Annotated in this window: 16 protein-coding genes; 14 read left to right on the top strand and 2 right to left on the bottom strand. The window is 37.5% G+C overall.

Features of this window, described 5'->3' with window-relative positions:
• Nucleotides 1-303 precede the first annotated feature (303 nt).
• From CHI06_RS23010 to CHI06_RS22955, 12 genes are all read left to right on the top strand, one after another.
• A complete protein-coding gene (locus CHI06_RS23010) occupies nucleotides 304-1,296 on the top strand; it encodes an SH3 domain-containing protein (RefSeq protein WP_095250901.1) in 993 nt (330 codons plus the stop codon).
• 400 nt (nucleotides 1,297-1,696) lie between these two features.
• Nucleotides 1,697-2,488 carry an AraC family transcriptional regulator gene (locus CHI06_RS23005; protein WP_095250900.1) on the top strand — a complete coding sequence of 264 codons (792 nt, stop codon included), beginning with the start codon at nucleotides 1,697-1,699 and terminating at the stop codon, nucleotides 2,486-2,488.
• A gap of 44 nt (nucleotides 2,489-2,532) precedes the next feature.
• Nucleotides 2,533-3,702 (top strand): Gfo/Idh/MocA family protein, encoded by a 1,170-nt coding sequence (locus CHI06_RS23000; protein WP_095250899.1) that lies wholly within the window; start codon nucleotides 2,533-2,535, stop codon nucleotides 3,700-3,702.
• Nucleotides 3,629-4,729, top strand: a complete 1,101-nt coding sequence (locus CHI06_RS22995; protein ID WP_257009419.1) for a family 43 glycosylhydrolase — start codon at nucleotides 3,629-3,631, stop codon at nucleotides 4,727-4,729. The genes CHI06_RS23000 and CHI06_RS22995 overlap by 74 nt, the downstream gene beginning before the upstream one ends.
• A gap of 53 nt (nucleotides 4,730-4,782) precedes the next feature.
• Entirely contained in the window at nucleotides 4,783-5,838 is a 1,056-nt protein-coding gene (locus CHI06_RS22990) for a zinc-dependent alcohol dehydrogenase (RefSeq protein WP_095250898.1), read from the top strand.
• Between the two features lie 41 nt (nucleotides 5,839-5,879).
• Nucleotides 5,880-6,689 carry a sugar phosphate isomerase/epimerase family protein gene (locus CHI06_RS22985; RefSeq protein WP_095250897.1) on the top strand — a complete coding sequence of 270 codons (810 nt, stop codon included), beginning with the start codon at nucleotides 5,880-5,882 and terminating at the stop codon, nucleotides 6,687-6,689.
• The gene (locus tag CHI06_RS22980) at nucleotides 6,686-7,978 is read left to right on the top strand and encodes an ABC transporter substrate-binding protein (protein ID WP_095250896.1); all 1,293 of its coding nucleotides are present in this window, start codon (nucleotides 6,686-6,688) and stop codon (nucleotides 7,976-7,978) included. Before CHI06_RS22985 ends, CHI06_RS22980 begins: the two co-directional genes overlap by 4 nt.
• 65 nt (nucleotides 7,979-8,043) lie before the next feature.
• Nucleotides 8,044-8,223, top strand: a complete 180-nt coding sequence (locus CHI06_RS22975) for a hypothetical protein (protein WP_095250895.1) — start codon at nucleotides 8,044-8,046, stop codon at nucleotides 8,221-8,223.
• Nucleotides 8,224-8,269: 46 nt separating this feature from the next.
• Complete coding sequence (locus tag CHI06_RS22970; protein WP_142301007.1) at nucleotides 8,270-8,635, top strand: sugar ABC transporter permease; 366 nt, start codon at nucleotides 8,270-8,272, stop codon at nucleotides 8,633-8,635.
• Between the two features lie 332 nt (nucleotides 8,636-8,967).
• A complete protein-coding gene (locus tag CHI06_RS22965) occupies nucleotides 8,968-10,002 on the top strand; it encodes an alcohol dehydrogenase catalytic domain-containing protein (protein ID WP_095250893.1) in 1,035 nt (344 codons plus the stop codon).
• A complete protein-coding gene (locus CHI06_RS22960) occupies nucleotides 9,999-10,982 on the top strand; it encodes a Gfo/Idh/MocA family protein (protein WP_095250892.1) in 984 nt (327 codons plus the stop codon). The genes CHI06_RS22965 and CHI06_RS22960 overlap by 4 nt, the downstream gene beginning before the upstream one ends.
• A 53-nt stretch (nucleotides 10,983-11,035) precedes the next feature.
• On the top strand, nucleotides 11,036-12,832 hold the full coding sequence (locus CHI06_RS22955) for a glycoside hydrolase family 2 protein (protein ID WP_095250891.1): 1,797 nt from the start codon (nucleotides 11,036-11,038) through the stop codon (nucleotides 12,830-12,832).
• 237 nt (nucleotides 12,833-13,069) lie between these two features.
• Here the strand turns inward: CHI06_RS22955 and CHI06_RS22950 are convergent, their stop codons facing one another.
• Nucleotides 13,070-13,552 (bottom strand): HIT family protein, encoded by a 483-nt coding sequence (locus CHI06_RS22950; protein WP_095250890.1) that lies wholly within the window; start codon nucleotides 13,550-13,552, stop codon nucleotides 13,070-13,072.
• A gap of 109 nt (nucleotides 13,553-13,661) precedes the next feature.
• Between CHI06_RS22950 and CHI06_RS22945 the strand changes: the two genes are divergently transcribed.
• Together CHI06_RS22945 and CHI06_RS22940 are read left to right on the top strand one after the other, a co-directional pair.
• The gene (locus CHI06_RS22945) at nucleotides 13,662-14,495 is read left to right on the top strand and encodes a deoxyribonuclease IV (RefSeq protein WP_095250889.1); all 834 of its coding nucleotides are present in this window, start codon (nucleotides 13,662-13,664) and stop codon (nucleotides 14,493-14,495) included.
• 64 nt (nucleotides 14,496-14,559) lie between these two features.
• Nucleotides 14,560-15,285 carry a CBS domain-containing protein gene (locus CHI06_RS22940; RefSeq protein WP_095250888.1) on the top strand — a complete coding sequence of 242 codons (726 nt, stop codon included), beginning with the start codon at nucleotides 14,560-14,562 and terminating at the stop codon, nucleotides 15,283-15,285.
• 75 nt (nucleotides 15,286-15,360) lie between these two features.
• Here CHI06_RS22940 and CHI06_RS22935 read toward each other — a convergent pair whose 3' ends face one another.
• Nucleotides 15,361-16,092: a hypothetical protein gene (locus CHI06_RS22935; protein WP_095250887.1), complete on the bottom strand. Its 732-nt coding sequence runs from the start codon at nucleotides 16,090-16,092 to the stop codon at nucleotides 15,361-15,363.
• Nucleotides 16,093-16,095 lie beyond the last annotated feature (3 nt).

Below are 16,095 nucleotides of genomic sequence, written 5' to 3'. Positions count from 1 at the left end.
GAACTAATTACATTAACAAGAGTGAATAGGAGAAGGGGTTATTTTGACTAAAGAAATTATTTTATAATGGTGAATTGACGCTAAGCAGGAAAGAAATGCACGGAAAAAGCAAGCAAACAAAAGGTATACCAGTATTCACCTCAAGGATTTAAAAACGTGAATATTATAAAAGCGTAAATCATTTTGATATTCGGAATGTCTTAGATGTGAATGGATTCCTGAAAGATATTCTAAGCAAATTGGAATACATATATTTCACAGGTTAGCCATTGGATTCAAAAAAATCCACTAAAAAGACTAGTAGTGACCGGTATTTTTACCGTGATTCTTGGCTTTTCTTCCATCACTACGAATGCTGCATTAATTGAAGAATATACATACCAGGTAAGAAGCGGTGAAAAAATTGAAGATATTGCTGCGAAACACGGTGTAACACCAGAAGAAATATTAAATGCCAATGGGCTATCTTCCATTGACGGACAGAAAATTCTATTACCAAAAGTACAAGATCGAATGGTTACCGCCACGATACTAAATGTTCGATCCAAGCCAAACACTGAAAGTAGTATTATAGGAAAATATAAAAAAGGCGATGTAGTTAAGGTTGTATTCGAAGAAAACGGATGGGCTGGTATTTTGATTAAAGGAAGAGTTTGTTTTGTGAGTGCGGATTATCTTACAACAAAACAAGCAGCTGAATCAATAACAACTAATAAATCCATGTATGTGACGGCAACATCGTTGCGAGTTAGAGAAGCAGGTTCTACGAGAAGTGCTGTCATTGGCTCGTTAAAATTAAACGATCGTGTGTCTGTGATATCCACTAGTAATGGTTGGGCGAAGATTCATTTCAACGGCAAAACAGGGTTTGTTAGTGAAAACTATTTAACGATTCATGAACCAAACAAAACAAACAATGATACGCTGAATAACACAAGCACCTATGTGATTATGAGCGGTGATACTTTTACAAAAATCGGTAAAAAATTAGGTATCTCTATTTCACTCATTCAAGAACTAAATCCAGGAGTTGACTCATCAAAGATGAAAATTGGACAAATTATCAAGATCCCTTCGACTTCTATACCTACTATAAATCAAATTAAAATAACAGCTATATTAGCAGGGGTGGAAGATAAAGGAACTTTTCGTTTTATCACGTCTGATGGTACCACATATGCTGCAAAAGCATCGGGCAACATGATGAATGAATTATTTAAAAATCAAGGAAAGAAAGCAACACTAACACTCGAAGGAAAAAGGGGTACATTAATGACTTTAGTATCCCTTCAATAGGTTTTTACCAGTAAAATGATTAGCCTCGATATGAGGCTTTTTTTATTGGTACAAGTTACTTTTAACGAATAAAGTTGAGTTTTTTTCTATCTCATAGTAGAGATGTAAATTGAAATGAATTACTAGGAAGTAGTTAAGTGGAGTATTCACGTATCTTATGGACCGAAAATCCAATTTATATTAGTCTGAAAATCTGATTGTGTTCTAGGGCGATTATCGGACGTTATACATGTTTACGTATATTTTTTACACTCACTTAGACCTGTAAAAGTGATAAATAACAATTTAAAAAAGTCATATGAATTTTCTGAATATTGTTATAAAATTGATTTTGTAAGCGTTTTCATTTGTAAAGGTTGCTTGAACAATATGACACAGATTAGGGGAGGGGATACATTAAGTGCACGAACAAATTGATCGTCTTTTACAAAGTGCAGAATTATCAATTGTCGAATTTGATTTACATATTAGGAATGAAATGAAAACCTTCAATAGGAGTCTTCCATTCTATGTGATGTCTTATCACAAGATAGGAGAGGCTATATTAAGAGTAGGAGAAGATGTTTATAAAATCAAACCTGGTACGGTTGCTATTATTCCTCCTAATATTGAACATGATCACTATAAAGAAACGGATGAGGAAACTGTCTTTCTCTGGTGTCACTTTACATATGAATTAGGAAATGTAATTGACGTATTAAAATTGTTTAATTTCCCTATTACTTTCAATCTCAAAAATTCAGAAGAGTTTGAAAGGGTTTTCATGCAATTTAAGGAAATTAATGAAAAAGACAATTTTTTATCTAAAACCATTCTTACAAAAGCGAAATCGCATGAAATGCTTTATTTATTATTAGAAAGTATTATGAATTCAAAGAATGACCTGTTTCAACAAAGCCAATCAGAATGTTTTTTATGTATGCTTACTCAATTCATAAAAAATCCCGAAAAGGATTTATCATTAAATGACTTATCAAGTAACCGTTTTAAAGAGCTTTTCGGGAAATCCCCAATTCAAGTGCAACGAGAGTTAAAAATAGACCGGGCTAAAAAACTTTTACGATCAACACAGTTATCTGTTACAGAAATTGCCCATTCTCTAGGCTTCCAGGGTATCCCAGGGTTTACAAGATTGTTTAAATCATATGTGGGAATTTCTCCTTCACAATTCAGGACCTTAAATAAAAGATGAAGTGAAACTACATAGGACTTCATAGTCAAAAGGAAGTAGACGATATCAAAAAAATCAAAGTGGGGATCGTAGGTACTGGTTTTTCTGCAAGTTCTCAAATAGAAGCATTAAAAAGAATACCGCTTGTTGAGATCGTGGGGATTGCAGGGAGCAGTTTTGAAAAATCAAAAGAAGCTGCAATTAAATATGGAATTCCAAAGCCATTTCTCAATGCGGATGAGCTCATTCGAGACACTGAAATTGAAGTGGTCCATAATTGTACACCTAATCATATGCACTTTTTGATAAATAAAAAGGTTTTATTACATTCTAAACATCTAATGTCAGAGAAGCCTTTAGCCATGAACAGTGATGAATCCAGGGAACTTGCAGAGCTAGCAAGAGCATCAAATACTGTTAGCGGTGTTTGTTTTAATTACCGCCATTATCCATTGGTGCTTCATTGCAAGGAAATGATCGACCGTAATGAACTTGGTAATACACATCTTGTTTATGGAGGTTATTTACAAGATTGGCTGCTTTATAACACTGATTTTAATTGGCGCTTAGAGCCAGTGCGGAATGGGAAATCTAGAGCCATCGCAGACATCGGTTCTCATTGGTGTGATACTATTCAATACGTCCTAGGAAAAAAGATTATTGAAGTATTAGCTGATTTGAAGACGCTTCATTCAACAAGATTAAAGCCAATAAAAGAAACTAACACATTTACTAGTTCACAATCTGGTGAAAAAGCGTTAGTTGAAATTAAAACAGAGGATTTTGGTAATGTTCTTGTACGTTTTGAAGGAGGTACAATAGGCGTTTTTACCGTTTCGCAAGTAAGTGGAGGAAGGAAAAACAAGTTGTTCTTTGAAATTTCAGGTGAAAAAGGATCTATGGCTTGGGATCAAGAGAAAGCGAATAAGCTGTGGATTGGAAACAGAGAGGAAGCCAACAAAGAACTGCTGAGAGACCCTTCATTACTTCATCCAATTGCTTCAAGCTATACACACTACCCAGGTGGGCACAATGAGGGATGGCCTGATGCTTTAAAGAATCTGTTTATAGATTTTTATTCAGTCATTTCAGGTGGATTGAGCAGGGAGCAATGTAATTTTGCGAGCTTAGAAGATGGGCATCGAATAATGAGAGTTGTAGATGCTATTCTGGAAAGTCATGAGAAAAAGTGTTGGGTTACCCTCACAGATGAGACTGCTAGGATTAAAAATTGAAATGGGAAAAAAGTACAATTTAGTCCTGACAATCTTCTGCTGCATAATTTCACTTGCAGGTGGATATTATTATTTTTTTCAAACAACATTTATAAATCCAGTTTTTGAACCAGTATTGGCCGATCCATCAATCATAAAAGCTGAAAATGGTTACATGTATGCTTACGGGACGGAAGATGAGTGGGATGATGGCAAGGGTCCAAAATTTATCCCGATTGTAAAATCAAAAAATATGGTTGATTGGGAATATATTGGTGATGGTTTCAAACAGAGTAATAAACCGTCCTGGAAGGATGGGGGATTATGGGCACCGCATGTTACTTTTTATCGAAATCAATATTATCTGTACTACTCCCTGTCTGTTTGGGGAGATGCAAACCCAGGAATTGGGGTAGCCACATCCAAGTCACCGGAAGGTCCCTTTGAAGATCACGGCAGATTATTCACGAGTGAAGAAATAGGAGTCCCAAACTCTATTGATCCAATGTTTTACGTAGATGAGGGAATTCCATATTTATTCTGGGGGAGCTTCCATGGGATATATGGTGTAGAACTAACTAAGGATGGATTAAGTGTAAAAGGGACGCCCTTCCAAATTGCGGGCAATGCGTTTGAAGCACCCTTTATCATTAAACGGGATAGTTATTACTATTTATTTGTTTCCAGTGGTTCATGCTGTGAGGGAATAGATAGTACCTATAATGTTGCGGTGGGACGATCTAAATCCATTACAGGACCATATGTATATAAGATTGATAAGGATTTAATGTACAGCAGAGGCACGACCATTTTACTAGGGAAAGAGAAAAGTAAATTCGTGGGACCAGGACATAATGCTGTAATAACAGATGAAGCTGGCACCGATTGGATCGTTTACCATGCTTATGAGAAGGGAAATCCATGGATGGAAAGTGGTGCTCCGAGGCGAGCATTGCTGATTGATCCTATCCTTTGGAAGGATGGCTGGCCAGCTATTAAAGACATGGAGCCTGGATCAGATTCACAACGAGTTCCTAAAACTCGATAAAATACTAGATTGGTAGATACTTTCAACTTGGATGTTAAAGAGGAGGAAATAGGATGTTAAAACAATTAGTTGCTGTTGCGCCACACAAGGCAGAAATTTTAGAGTACGAGGATCGTGAAGCAAAACCAAATGAAGTAAAAGTACAAGTTGAGTTTGCATCGCCTAAACATGGTTCAGAATTAGCTGGTTTTCGTGGGGAAAGCCCACATATGAATGAGTATTACGATGAAGAATGGCATACGTTCTTACCGCGTCCAGAAAGTGATCAAAAAGGTGTTGATTTCGGAAGTTGGAATCTAGGGAATCAATGGGTAGGTGTCATTACGGAAGTTGGTTCAGATGTTAAGGATTATCAATTAGGCGAAAGAGTTTGCGGTTACGGCGGCGTTAGAGAAACACAAATTGTAAACGCTATCAATAATTTTTACTTGCTAAAAATGCCTGAAACTATGTCATGGAAAAGTGCCGTTTGCTTCGATCCAGCTCAGTTTGCTTTAGGTGGAATACGGGATGCCCATGTTCGTGCAGGGGACCGTGTGGCAATTATCGGATTAGGAGCGATTGGACAACTTGCAGCCCAGCTTGCAAAACTAGCAGGTGCAAGTTATGTAGCCGTAGTAGATCCAATTGAAAAGCGCCGTGAAGTGGCGTTACGGGCTGGAGTTGATGAAGCTTTTGATCCAATCAATCAAGATGTTGGTCTTGAATTAAAGAAAGCGACCAATAAAATGGGTGTTGATGTTGTCATTGAAACAAGTGCTAACGAATTTGCCCTTCAGCAAGCTTTAAGAGGATTAGCGTACGGCGGAACTATTGCCTATGTTGGCTGGGCGAGACCATTTAGAGGCGGCCTTGATCTTGGCAGAGAAGCTCACTTTAATAATGCGAAAATTGTATTTTCAAGAGCATGCAGTGAGCCGAACCCTGATTATCCGCGCTGGAGTTGGAGACGGATTGAAGAAACTTGCTGGAAAATGCTTTCGGTAGGGGCGCTTAATTGTGAAGAAATTATTGATCCTGTTGTGTCCTTAGAAGAATCAGCAATTGGATACGAAAGCTATGTCGATAAACATCCAGAGAAGAGTGTTAAGCTTGGAGTTAAATTTTAAATCTTAGTCTCTTTCAAAAAGGGTAAATTAGGGGGAATACTATGAAATTAGCAACTCAAGACAGAAGTTTTTTTGGTGAAAGCTTTGAAGAAAAACTGTCAAAAGTAAAAGAACTTGGTTTCGAAGGACTTGAAATTGGCGGCGATGTGTTAATAAACCGTTTTGAAGAAATAAAGAAAGCAGTTAATACAACCGGGGTTCCCATTAGTTCTATTTGCGGCGGTTATAGAGGATGGATCGGTGCCTTTGAGGAAGAGGGAAGAAAAATGGCCATCTCAGACATCGGTGAAATTTTGCGCTATACCGCAGAAATTGGAGCAGCAGGGGTCATTGCACCAGCAGCCTTTGGAATATTTTCAAGAAAACTTCCACCGTTCACCCCTCCAAGAACGGCAGAAGAAGATCGGGAAGTCTTATTGGATTCTTTGGAAAAAATAAATGTTTTGGCTAAAGAAGCTGGGAGTATTTTATTTTTGGAACCGCTGAATCGCTATGAAGACCATATGATCAATCGGTTAGAACAGGCGAAATCATTAATAGAACAGGGTGGATTTTCATCTGTACAAGTCCTAGCGGATTTCTTCCACATGAGTATGGAAGAAGTAAATATCGCGAAAAGCATTGAGGAAGAAAATCACCTCATCGGGCACGTGCATTTAGCCGATAGCAATCGCCTCATGCCTGGCCAAGGGCATATTGATTTTGATTCGGGCTTTAAAGCTTTGCAAAAGATTGGTTTTTCGGGATTCATGTCAATTGAGTGTGAGATTTCCGGAGACCCGGAAAAATCGTATCTTGAGTCCGCTGCTTTTCTTAAATCAATCATAATTAAAGGGGGAGGCAATTTATGAAATTTAATAAAAAATTTAAACTGATCGCTTTGTCAACAACTTTAGTAACTAGTTTAATGCTTGGTGCCTGCAGCAATAAAGCATCAAAGGAAGAGGAAAATGTTCTCAAAGTACCGAATGCAGACATTTGGGGTGAAGAAAGCTCTGCCTTGAGAGTAATGTACGACTTGTATCAAAAGGATAATCCCGATATTAAAATTAAAGAGGTATCTGTACAGGATATGGGGACCGCATTAGCAGCTGGAGAAGCTCCTGATTTATTATTACAAGGACCATTTGAAGCTGCCGAATCCTATAAACATGGTTATATTGAACCGATGGACGCTTATTATGAAAAGTATAAATACGATGAAAAAATGTTCCAATGGTCAAAAAATGCTTATGAATTTGATAATAAAATCATCGGAATTCCTTGGAACTATGAAGGCTTAATGCTTGTATATAACAAAACCTTATTTGAAGAAAATGGCTGGGAAGTTCCAACTAATTATAATGAAGTTGTTAGTCTTTCAAAGGAAATTGAAAGCAAGGGGACGATTCCTTTTGCATGGGGAACATCCGATTGTGAAGGTTGTGACAATTGGTGGATTTCTAGTATCGTAAATAGTGTTTTAGGTCCTGAAGGTACGAAACAACTTTATTCAGGTGATAAAAAATGGACGGATCCTGAAGTGGTAGAAGCAATCCAACGGTATTCAGATTTTTGGAATGAAGGATATGTTACAGAAAAAAAATCTCATGCTATTTCAACTGAAGATGCTTCGAAATTATTTATTACGGGTAAATCCGCAATGAAAATTGATGGTACATGGAGTTTGGCAGCAGGTCTGGAAACGGATTTTGAGGTTGGATATGCACCGTTCCCTAGCTGGAGTCCGGATGGTGAACCTGTTATTCCTCTAGGTGTAGGGGCAGGATTAACCATTAATGCAAAGTCAAAACACAAGGATGAAGTTGCGGAGTTATTAAGCTATTTCTTCCATGAAGATGTAGTTGTGGCAATGGCTAAAAATGGTATTCCTGAACCGATTGAAGCTGATTATAGTGGTTTGGACTTTGAACCTAATGTTGAAACAGCCTTAAATATGATTAATGAGGCAGCAGCAAACGGTAAATCTGGATATCTTTCATTCTCTTATGCATCCCCAAGTGTTGTAGAAGTATTGGAGAGCGAGTTCGCTGGTGTTTATTTAAAGAAGACAACTGTTGAAAAGTGGCTGGAGAAATTACAAAAACTAAAGGAAAAAGATGCAAAAGATGGTTCGTTATATAAGCTAGAAAACTATTAATTTAGTTCTAGGTATCTATGACAATAAGTATAGATACCTAGAGTATTTTTAAAAAGGGGGGGAGTATGTTAGACATTTCTAAAACGGCTGTAATAAAAAAAGTAATCATCAATGAGACAAAGGAAAGAAAAAAGTTTAAATTTAGAAAAATGGCTTGGATGATTTTTTATTTTACCCGGCCTTTTGGTTCATATTTTAGCTGTATCGATTCCGGCCGTGATGTCATTATATTTGCCATTTACTGAATGGAATGGATAAGATACTCCAAAATTTATTGGATTAGCAAACTTTGTGGAAGCATTCGCCGATTTGTTTGTTTGGACAGCCTTTATTAACAATGCTAAATGGGCCTTATTTTGGATAACGATTCCAATTATTCTTCCATTTTTCTTAGCTTACATGCTGCGCAAGGTTAATAAGGGTCAAACACTCTATCAAGCTACATATTTTTCGACATCTATTATAATAGTTACTGTTGCAGACCAAATTTGGTTTTGGATCTATAATCCGTTTAGTGGTGTAAATTTCTATTTAGAAAAAGCTGGTCTTGAATTCTTACAATGGCCAGGATTAACCATTCCGGCTCTAGCTAGCAGCCAAATGACATTGGTTCCGAATCCCTTCCACATATCCGCTATTAAAATTAATACCTATTAGGGGGTCATTGTTCCCTATGTAGGAGGGGGATTTGCTTTTAACGTATTTTTATTAAGAGCTTTTATAATGGGGCAGTGATTAAAATCTAAGGTAAACAAAATGCGATTCACCACTTCCACGCAAAGGATACTTATATTGATCCAATAATGTAAATATGTTTGGATGGTTTAATATCAATTGAAGAAGGATTTCAAAAAGCAGTATCCAATCTTCAAAGCGTGTTAACGAAAGATGAGCTCGGCGACATGTGGTGGGTATAAAATATTAAAATTTATAGTGCCTTACAGGAGTAAGCTTATTTTCTAGGTAAAAATCTAATTGGAGGGGAACAAATGAACAATGTATCAACTCCTTTAACAATGAAAGTACCTCGTTTTAAAGGCGGAGGATTTATCGAATTTGAAGAAATTTCAGTTCCAAAGCCAGGACCAGGACAACTTTTAATCCAAGTAAAGGCCAATGCAATATGCGGTTCAGAAAGAGGTCAATTCATTAATGGTGCTGTTGTTGTTCCAGGTCATGAAGCGGCAGGAGTCGTCGTTGCAGCTGGTACACATACGAGAGTCCCAATGGGCACACCGGGAGTCATCTATCTTATGGACTTTTGTGGTACCTGCCGCTCGTGTTCACAAGGATTTACTAACCAATGTCGTAATAAAAGAGGGGATATGGGATTTAATAAAGACGGCGGTTATGCACCGTATGAATTGATTAATGAAAATATTTTTTTTCCTATAGATAAAAATATTCCCTTTCCTGAGGCAACGATGCTTTTAGACATCATTGGAACAGGTGGCCATGCCATTGATCGAGGTAGAATCTTACATCCGGATATTCGATCCGTGTTTGTCATGGGGGCTGGCCCTATAGGATTAGGTGTTTTGGCTATGGCGAAAATATTAATAGGTAAAGAGATTCCTGTTTTTGTATCAGACCTTGAAGAATATCGATTAGAGATCGTGGAAATATTAGGCGGAATTCCTCTAAATCTAAAGAAGAAGTCTCTTCATGAATTTTTTATGGAAAATGATGTGAAGGCAGTGGATTTGTCGATTGATACCAGTGGAAAGAAAGCAGCACGTCAGTCTGGATTAAAAGTATTGGATCAGCAAGGGGTTCTTATTTGTGTTGGTCATGGCGAAGAACTTCATATCGATGTTTCAATAGACCTAATTCATCCAGAACGAGCGATTTTGGGAAGTGAATACTTCCCCTTTCGTGACCTTGAAAGGAATTTAGACATATTAAATCGCCATTTTGAGTATTTCAGCGCGATTATTACCCACCGATTTGAGGCAGGAAAAATCAAGGAGGCTTTCGATCTTTTCTTAAAAGGTCAAACGGGGAAAGTGGTCATTGTGCAATGAACCATAAAAAAGTAAAGGTTGCTCTGATAGGAGCAGGAGGTTGGGGTTTTCAGCACGCAAGAATTTTACGTGACCGAAGTGATGTTGAGTTTTGCGCTATAGTTGGAAGATCATTGGGAAAAACAAGGGAAAGAGCCAATGAATTTGGTACAAACTATTATCTTTCGATCGAAGAGATGCTAAAAAAAGAAAAGCCCGATATCGTATGTTTATGCCTGCCAAATCAAGACCATTTTGAACCAACGTTAAAGGTGATTAAAGCGGGTTATCCCTTAATTGTGGAAAAACCGCTTGTTTTTAAAATGGAAGAAGCCCGTACCTTAATCAATGAAGCAGAAAAACGGAACTTGTTTTTTGCCATTAATTTCAATCATCGTTATGCACGTACAGTTAAACTTGCAAAAAAAGCAATAAGCGAAGGAAAATTAGGAGAAATTATTTTTGCTTCCTGGCGTTTTGGCGGTGAAGGAATAAGTGATCATCCATTTGCCAATCTAATTGAAACACAATGTCATGGATTTGATATGCTCGAGTACCTTTGTGGACCCATTCAATCAGTGATGGCAGAAATGACAAATAAAACAGGAAAGGGATATAGCACACTATCATTATCCTTAAAGTTTTCGAATGGTGCGGTGGGAAGCTTTCTAGGAACCTACGATTCTTCCTATATGTATTCTGGTACTCACCACTTAGAAATAAACGGTACAAAGGGCAGGATTTTAATAAAGGATACTGTTCGTGAATTTACCTACCAAACAGCAGGGAACGAAATCGCTGAGGTTTGGCGTGCGGGATACTTTAATGATTATGATCGTGACTTCCATAAAACCTTTGACGAGCATATGGAAGTTATTTTATCTGCTTTTAAAAACGGAGAACATCCGCCTGTTCATGCAAGTTGTGGGGTTAGGGCATTAAAACTGGCGTACGCAGCCATTGAATCCTTTAAAAAGGGAATAAGGGTCGAAACATTATAATGGGAATCCTAAAAATCATTTTAAGAACATGAAACATCTATGGAGGGAAGAAGATGAAATATCGTCTAGAGTATCCAAGACCACAACTCGTTCGAAAAGATTGGCTGAATCTAAACGGAGTTTGGACATTTACATTTGATGATGAGAACAAAGGAACAGAGCAAAAATGGTTCAAACAAAACAGCAGCGTGTTTAATAAGGAAATCAACGTTCCATTTGCATTCCAAACCAAAATAAGTGGAATTGAAGACCCGACTTACCATGATGTCGTTTGGTATAAAAGGGATTTTGAAATTCCTGCTAGCTGGAATGATCAGAGGGTAATCCTTCATTTTGGAGCAGTGGATTATCGTGCCTGGGTTTATGTAAATGAGAAATTTGTTGGGTTCCATGAAGGAGGACATACTCCCTTTTCATTCGACATTACAGGTTGTTTAAATGGTGGAAAGGAAACGATTGTGGTAAAAGTTGAAGATCCGTCTATAGATGAATCTATTCCCCGTGGAAAGCAGTTCTGGATGGAGAAGCCATTTGGAATTTGGTATACGCGTACAACAGGAATTTGGCAAACAGTTTGGTTAGAACCAATAAATTCAGCACATATTTCAAAACTTAAATTCACACCAGACGTAGACGAGGGAGAAGTCATCGTTGAGCTTGAAGTTTCTGGTGATACTACTAATAAGGAAGTCCAATTTGATATCCATTTTAAAGGGGAATTAGTAATACGCGACACTTTCTCCGCAATCGAAAATTATAACAAACGTTCATTTAATATATATCAACATAAAATCTTCCGCACAACCTTCCATGATGATGGATGGAACTGGACACCAGAGAATCCCAATCTTTTTGATGTGAAAATTAAATTGAAGGTAGACAATACAATATTAGATGAAATTGATTCCTATTTCGGGATGAGAAAAATCCACACTGAAAATGGTATGGTATACCTAAATAACCGTCCATATTATCAAAAGCTCATTTTAGACCAAGGATATTGGCCAGAAGGTCTCCTTACAGCTCCGACAGATGAAGAAATTAAAAAGGATATAGTACTTTCTAAAGCAATGGGCTTTAACGGCTGCCGTAAACATCAAAAAGTAGAGGATCCGCGCTTCCTTTATTGGGCTGATCATTTAGGCTTCCTTGTATGGGGTGAATGTGCATCGATCCCTTCGTTTAATGCAGAAGCTGTTGCAAGGTTGACTAGAGAGTGGATTGAAATTATTGATCGTGATTATAACCATCCGTCTGTTGTCGCTTGGGTGCCACTTAATGAAAGCTGGGGGATTCCAAATGTGCGTAACAACAGCCAGCAGCAGCATCATTCATTGGCCATGTATCACCTTATCCATTCCCTTGATCCAACTCGTCTAGTAATATCGAATGATGGTTGGGAGCTAACAAAAACAGATATTTGTTCCTTTCATAACTATAACCATGGTTCAAAAAATGAAACTGAAAAATACGACAAGTATATGGAAGATTTGGCGACAAAGGATTCTATTTTATCATCAAAACCTGCAAAAAGAAGTATTTATGCAAATGGTTTTGAACATGGAGGAGAACCCATTCTATTAACAGAGTTTGGTGGTATTGGCTTTAAAATTGGTGAAGACACTGGTTGGGGGTATACAACTGTTAAAAACGGTGAGGAATTCGTTGATGATTACAAGCGTATTATGAAAGCAGTTTATAGCTCGAAAATTCTATACGGCTATTGCTATACTCAGTTAACAGATGTTGAGCAAGAAATAAACGGCTTATTAACATATGACCGGAAGCCAAAATGTGATTTAGAGAAAATTAAAGAGATTAATGATATGTGGCACCCAGGAACGATATAAGCAATATTAAGAACCTCGGAGATTAAGAAGGGCGGATTCTGAGATACAAATAAAGAGGAGAGAAAATGAATTATCGTACGCTCGATAAAACTGGCTAACCTAATATTACGAACGAGGGCTTTAGTTGAACAATAAATAAGGACCGCACATTTTAGATATATCTAAAATGAGCGGTCCTTGTGTTTTTAGTGTTTACCCTATGTAATCTAAATATAATTTTTAAAGTCTGTTTCTTTCTTAAGATAATGCGGTTTTCAGGTCTCCTATTGCTTTCATAACCTTTTGATTATTTTCTACTGTGTTCCGATGATTTCTCGCATGAAGCAGGACAGGTCGAACAGATTCAACAGATCGGCCAAATTCATTCATCCAATCATACCGAGGTACCATCCAGGTGTGAAAATGATGGGTGGTATCTTCGTTGTAAAAGTAATAAACATACTCAATACCTAAAACTTCGCGCTGAGCTTTTCTGATTAAAGTAATAATATTTATGTAATCTAATCTTTCATCCTCGGTAAGTTCATCTAAGCATTTAATATGTCTTTTTGAAGCGAGGATGACTAACCCTTCAATTGGGTAGGCGACATCCTGGTGAGCATGGAAATATTTTGTTTCTATTATGACACCCCCATCTGGCTCAATTAGACCGCTAGTTAAGGCGCAGCTTAAACATTCGACTTCAACTGTTTTTCCATTTGATAACGTAATTGTTCTCATCTAATTCCCCCCCCCCCCAAGTATCCTGAATTATCTTACAACACCCGCATTAAAAAGAATAGTTTAAACTTTAAATGCAGAATCTAACACTAAAAAAGCGGTGTATACGATGATTTTTGGCTGTCATGTGAGTATAAGAAATGGTTATTCAGGAGCGGCAAAACGAGCAGCATCATTCGGAGCAGCGGCTTTTCAATATTTTCCGAAGAACCCGCGCAGCCTTTCGGTAAAGGATTTTGACCGAGGAGATGCCGCAAGCTGTAAGGATTTTTGCCAGGAGCACAACATTGTTTCAGTTGCACATACTCCATACTCTACCAGTTTAACTCCTTCAGAGGATAAAAAAGAATTAACGATTGCCTCTCTTTTGAATGACCTTGAAATTGCAGAATCCTGCGGATCAATAGGAGTGGTTGTTCATTTTGGAAGTCAAATTAGCAAAACTGACCCGCTCGCGAGTTATCATTTAATGCTTGAAATGCTAAATTCAGTCCTTAGTCAATGGGACGGTCAATGTTTACTACTAATTGAAAATAATGCTGGAACAAAAGGAGTTCTCGGGACAACCTTTGAAGAATTAGTACAGATTCGAAATCTGGCTGATAATCCTGAGAAAATAGGATTTTGCCTCGACACTTGTCATATGTTTGCAAGTGGACTTTGGAATGGGGAAAATACAGAAGAATTTTTTTCCAAAGGCCATGAATTATTCTACTTTGAACATCTGAAAATCATTCATCTTAACAATTCTAAGTATTCCACCGGCTCGAGGCAGGATCGACATGCCAATATTTTTCAGAATGGTCTGATCAAGGCAGAGTTTCTTCAGGATATTGTTACATCACCAATTATAAAGCATATTCCATTTGTGTTAGAAACTCCTGATGATGAAGGAATCTCCCATAAGGAAGAAATCAACCAGCTTAAAAAAAAATGGGGATAGTGTAATTTTCACATTGAATATATAATTAAAGATAAATAAGTAAATAAATTGGCAGGGGTAGAGAATGAAACCAGTAAAAAAAGGACAAATCCTATCAGAACGTTTTGAGGTGGCATTCAATCAGGTACACGATGCCATGAAGGATATTGTCAAAATTAATGATGAGAGATTTGTAGTGTTAGTGAAGGTTGGGGCTAAAAAATATCAAATCATCGAAACGTTTAAGAAAGACTTGGAGCAGTATGCAAAACTGCGGAACGCTATTGTTCATGAAAAAATGGAAGTAGGCTATTATATCGCTGAACCAAATGCTAAAGTGGTGGAGCATATTGAGAAAATTGCTAATGTTTTTAACCGCCCTAATTATGCTTTATCGATTGCGACTAAAAATGTACTCTACTTTGATTATAATGATAGTATCTTAAAAGTGACTGAGGCGATTCGTAAGTTTAATTATTCGAAATTTCCGATATATAAGAACAAAGAGTTTGTGGGTCTATTAACGGCAGGGTCGATAGTAAAATGGATGGCACAAAATATGGTGAGAAGTTCGGTGAATTTAGATGATACCCATATTTTTGATATTATGAAATACGAAAAAGACCATCCGATTGATTTTGTGGCGAAAAGCACGAATATATTTGATGTTGAAACCATTTTTGAAAAGTCACATAAGGTTAAGAAAAAATTAGAAGCTGTTATCATCACCGAAAACGGGAAAAAAGATGAGGCACCACTCGGAATTATCACTCCATGGGACTTGATTGAAATCGACTATTCGGTGGAGTAATAAAGGAGGGAGCATACCGATTTAGGTGTGCTCCTCCTTTATTATTTACCTCTGCGCCAAAAGATTGTGCTTTTCTTATGGCATATCATCAAAGTTGAATTCACTTAATTGGTCCATATGGCTGGCAATCATCGCGATAATGGTGCTTGCTTCTTCTTTGCTGAAAATGAAATGAGATTCATCTTTGATTAATTCATCCTCGGTGGTCCAAATCCGATTAATTCGTTTTAGGACTCCATCACCGGTTTCCGGTACAACACCAAATTGATAAGTCACTTCGACTTCATCTTCATGCTTGAAAGCAGTTACCTCAGGAGTGTTCCATTCTACATCAATCTCTTCAAAAATATCATCCGCATTTACTTGCTCAGCCTCATAATACTCGACACCATCATCATCGGCCATTTCATAACAATCTTCATCGTCTACATACATTTCGTCTGATGTAAGATAGACACCGTCATCTGTGTAATGATCATCATCGTTCATATAATCATGCAGGCTTGCGTGGACCTCATCGATTATATCTTCTATGTCCGAAAGGATGACTTTAGCAGTATGCCCACTGTCAACATCAAAGGTATCGATGTAAAATTCTTCGTTCTGAGGATCAAAGAACAATGTGCAAAAATAGTCTCTATCGATTTCTTCTGTATTCACATCTTCTGTTTCTACAAAAAATTCGATCCTCGGGTGTTTGGCAGCTCTTTCAACCGACATTTGACCCACCTGATCATACTCTTCACAAATAGATTCCAGGTGATCTTGAAGCTCGCCGCAAACTCTGTCAAACCATTCTAATGACATTAA

This window comes from Bacillus sp. 7884-1, assembly GCF_002272245.1.
Classification (GTDB): domain Bacteria; phylum Bacillota; class Bacilli; order Bacillales; family Cytobacillaceae; genus Neobacillus.
The sequence above is the reverse complement of the archived record's forward strand: the minus strand, read 5'-3'. Positions and strand labels throughout refer to the sequence as shown.

What these genes read in the sequence shown, in the direction of transcription:
- CHI06_RS22945 (WP_095250889.1), top strand. Translation starts at nt 13,662, where the DNA reads ATGATTTTTGGCTGTCATGTGAGTATAAGAAATGGTTATTCAGGAGCG.
- CHI06_RS22980 (WP_095250896.1), top strand. Translation starts at nt 6,686, where the DNA reads ATGAAATTTAATAAAAAATTTAAACTGATCGCTTTGTCAACAACTTTA.
- CHI06_RS22995 (WP_257009419.1), top strand. Translation starts at nt 3,629, where the DNA reads ATGCTATTCTGGAAAGTCATGAGAAAAAGTGTTGGGTTACCCTCACAG.
- CHI06_RS22960 (WP_095250892.1), top strand. Translation starts at nt 9,999, where the DNA reads ATGAACCATAAAAAAGTAAAGGTTGCTCTGATAGGAGCAGGAGGTTGG.
- CHI06_RS22940 (WP_095250888.1), top strand. Translation starts at nt 14,560, where the DNA reads ATGAAACCAGTAAAAAAAGGACAAATCCTATCAGAACGTTTTGAGGTG.
- CHI06_RS22985 (WP_095250897.1), top strand. Translation starts at nt 5,880, where the DNA reads ATGAAATTAGCAACTCAAGACAGAAGTTTTTTTGGTGAAAGCTTTGAA.
- CHI06_RS22965 (WP_095250893.1), top strand. Translation starts at nt 8,968, where the DNA reads ATGAACAATGTATCAACTCCTTTAACAATGAAAGTACCTCGTTTTAAA.
- CHI06_RS22975 (WP_095250895.1), top strand. Translation starts at nt 8,044, where the DNA reads ATGTTAGACATTTCTAAAACGGCTGTAATAAAAAAAGTAATCATCAAT.
- CHI06_RS22955 (WP_095250891.1), top strand. Translation starts at nt 11,036, where the DNA reads ATGAAATATCGTCTAGAGTATCCAAGACCACAACTCGTTCGAAAAGAT.
- CHI06_RS22950 (WP_095250890.1), bottom strand. Translation starts at nt 13,552, where the DNA reads ATGAGAACAATTACGTTATCAAATGGAAAAACAGTTGAAGTCGAATGT.
- CHI06_RS22935 (WP_095250887.1), bottom strand. Translation starts at nt 16,092, where the DNA reads ATGTCATTAGAATGGTTTGACAGAGTTTGCGGCGAGCTTCAAGATCAC.
- CHI06_RS22990 (WP_095250898.1), top strand. Translation starts at nt 4,783, where the DNA reads ATGTTAAAACAATTAGTTGCTGTTGCGCCACACAAGGCAGAAATTTTA.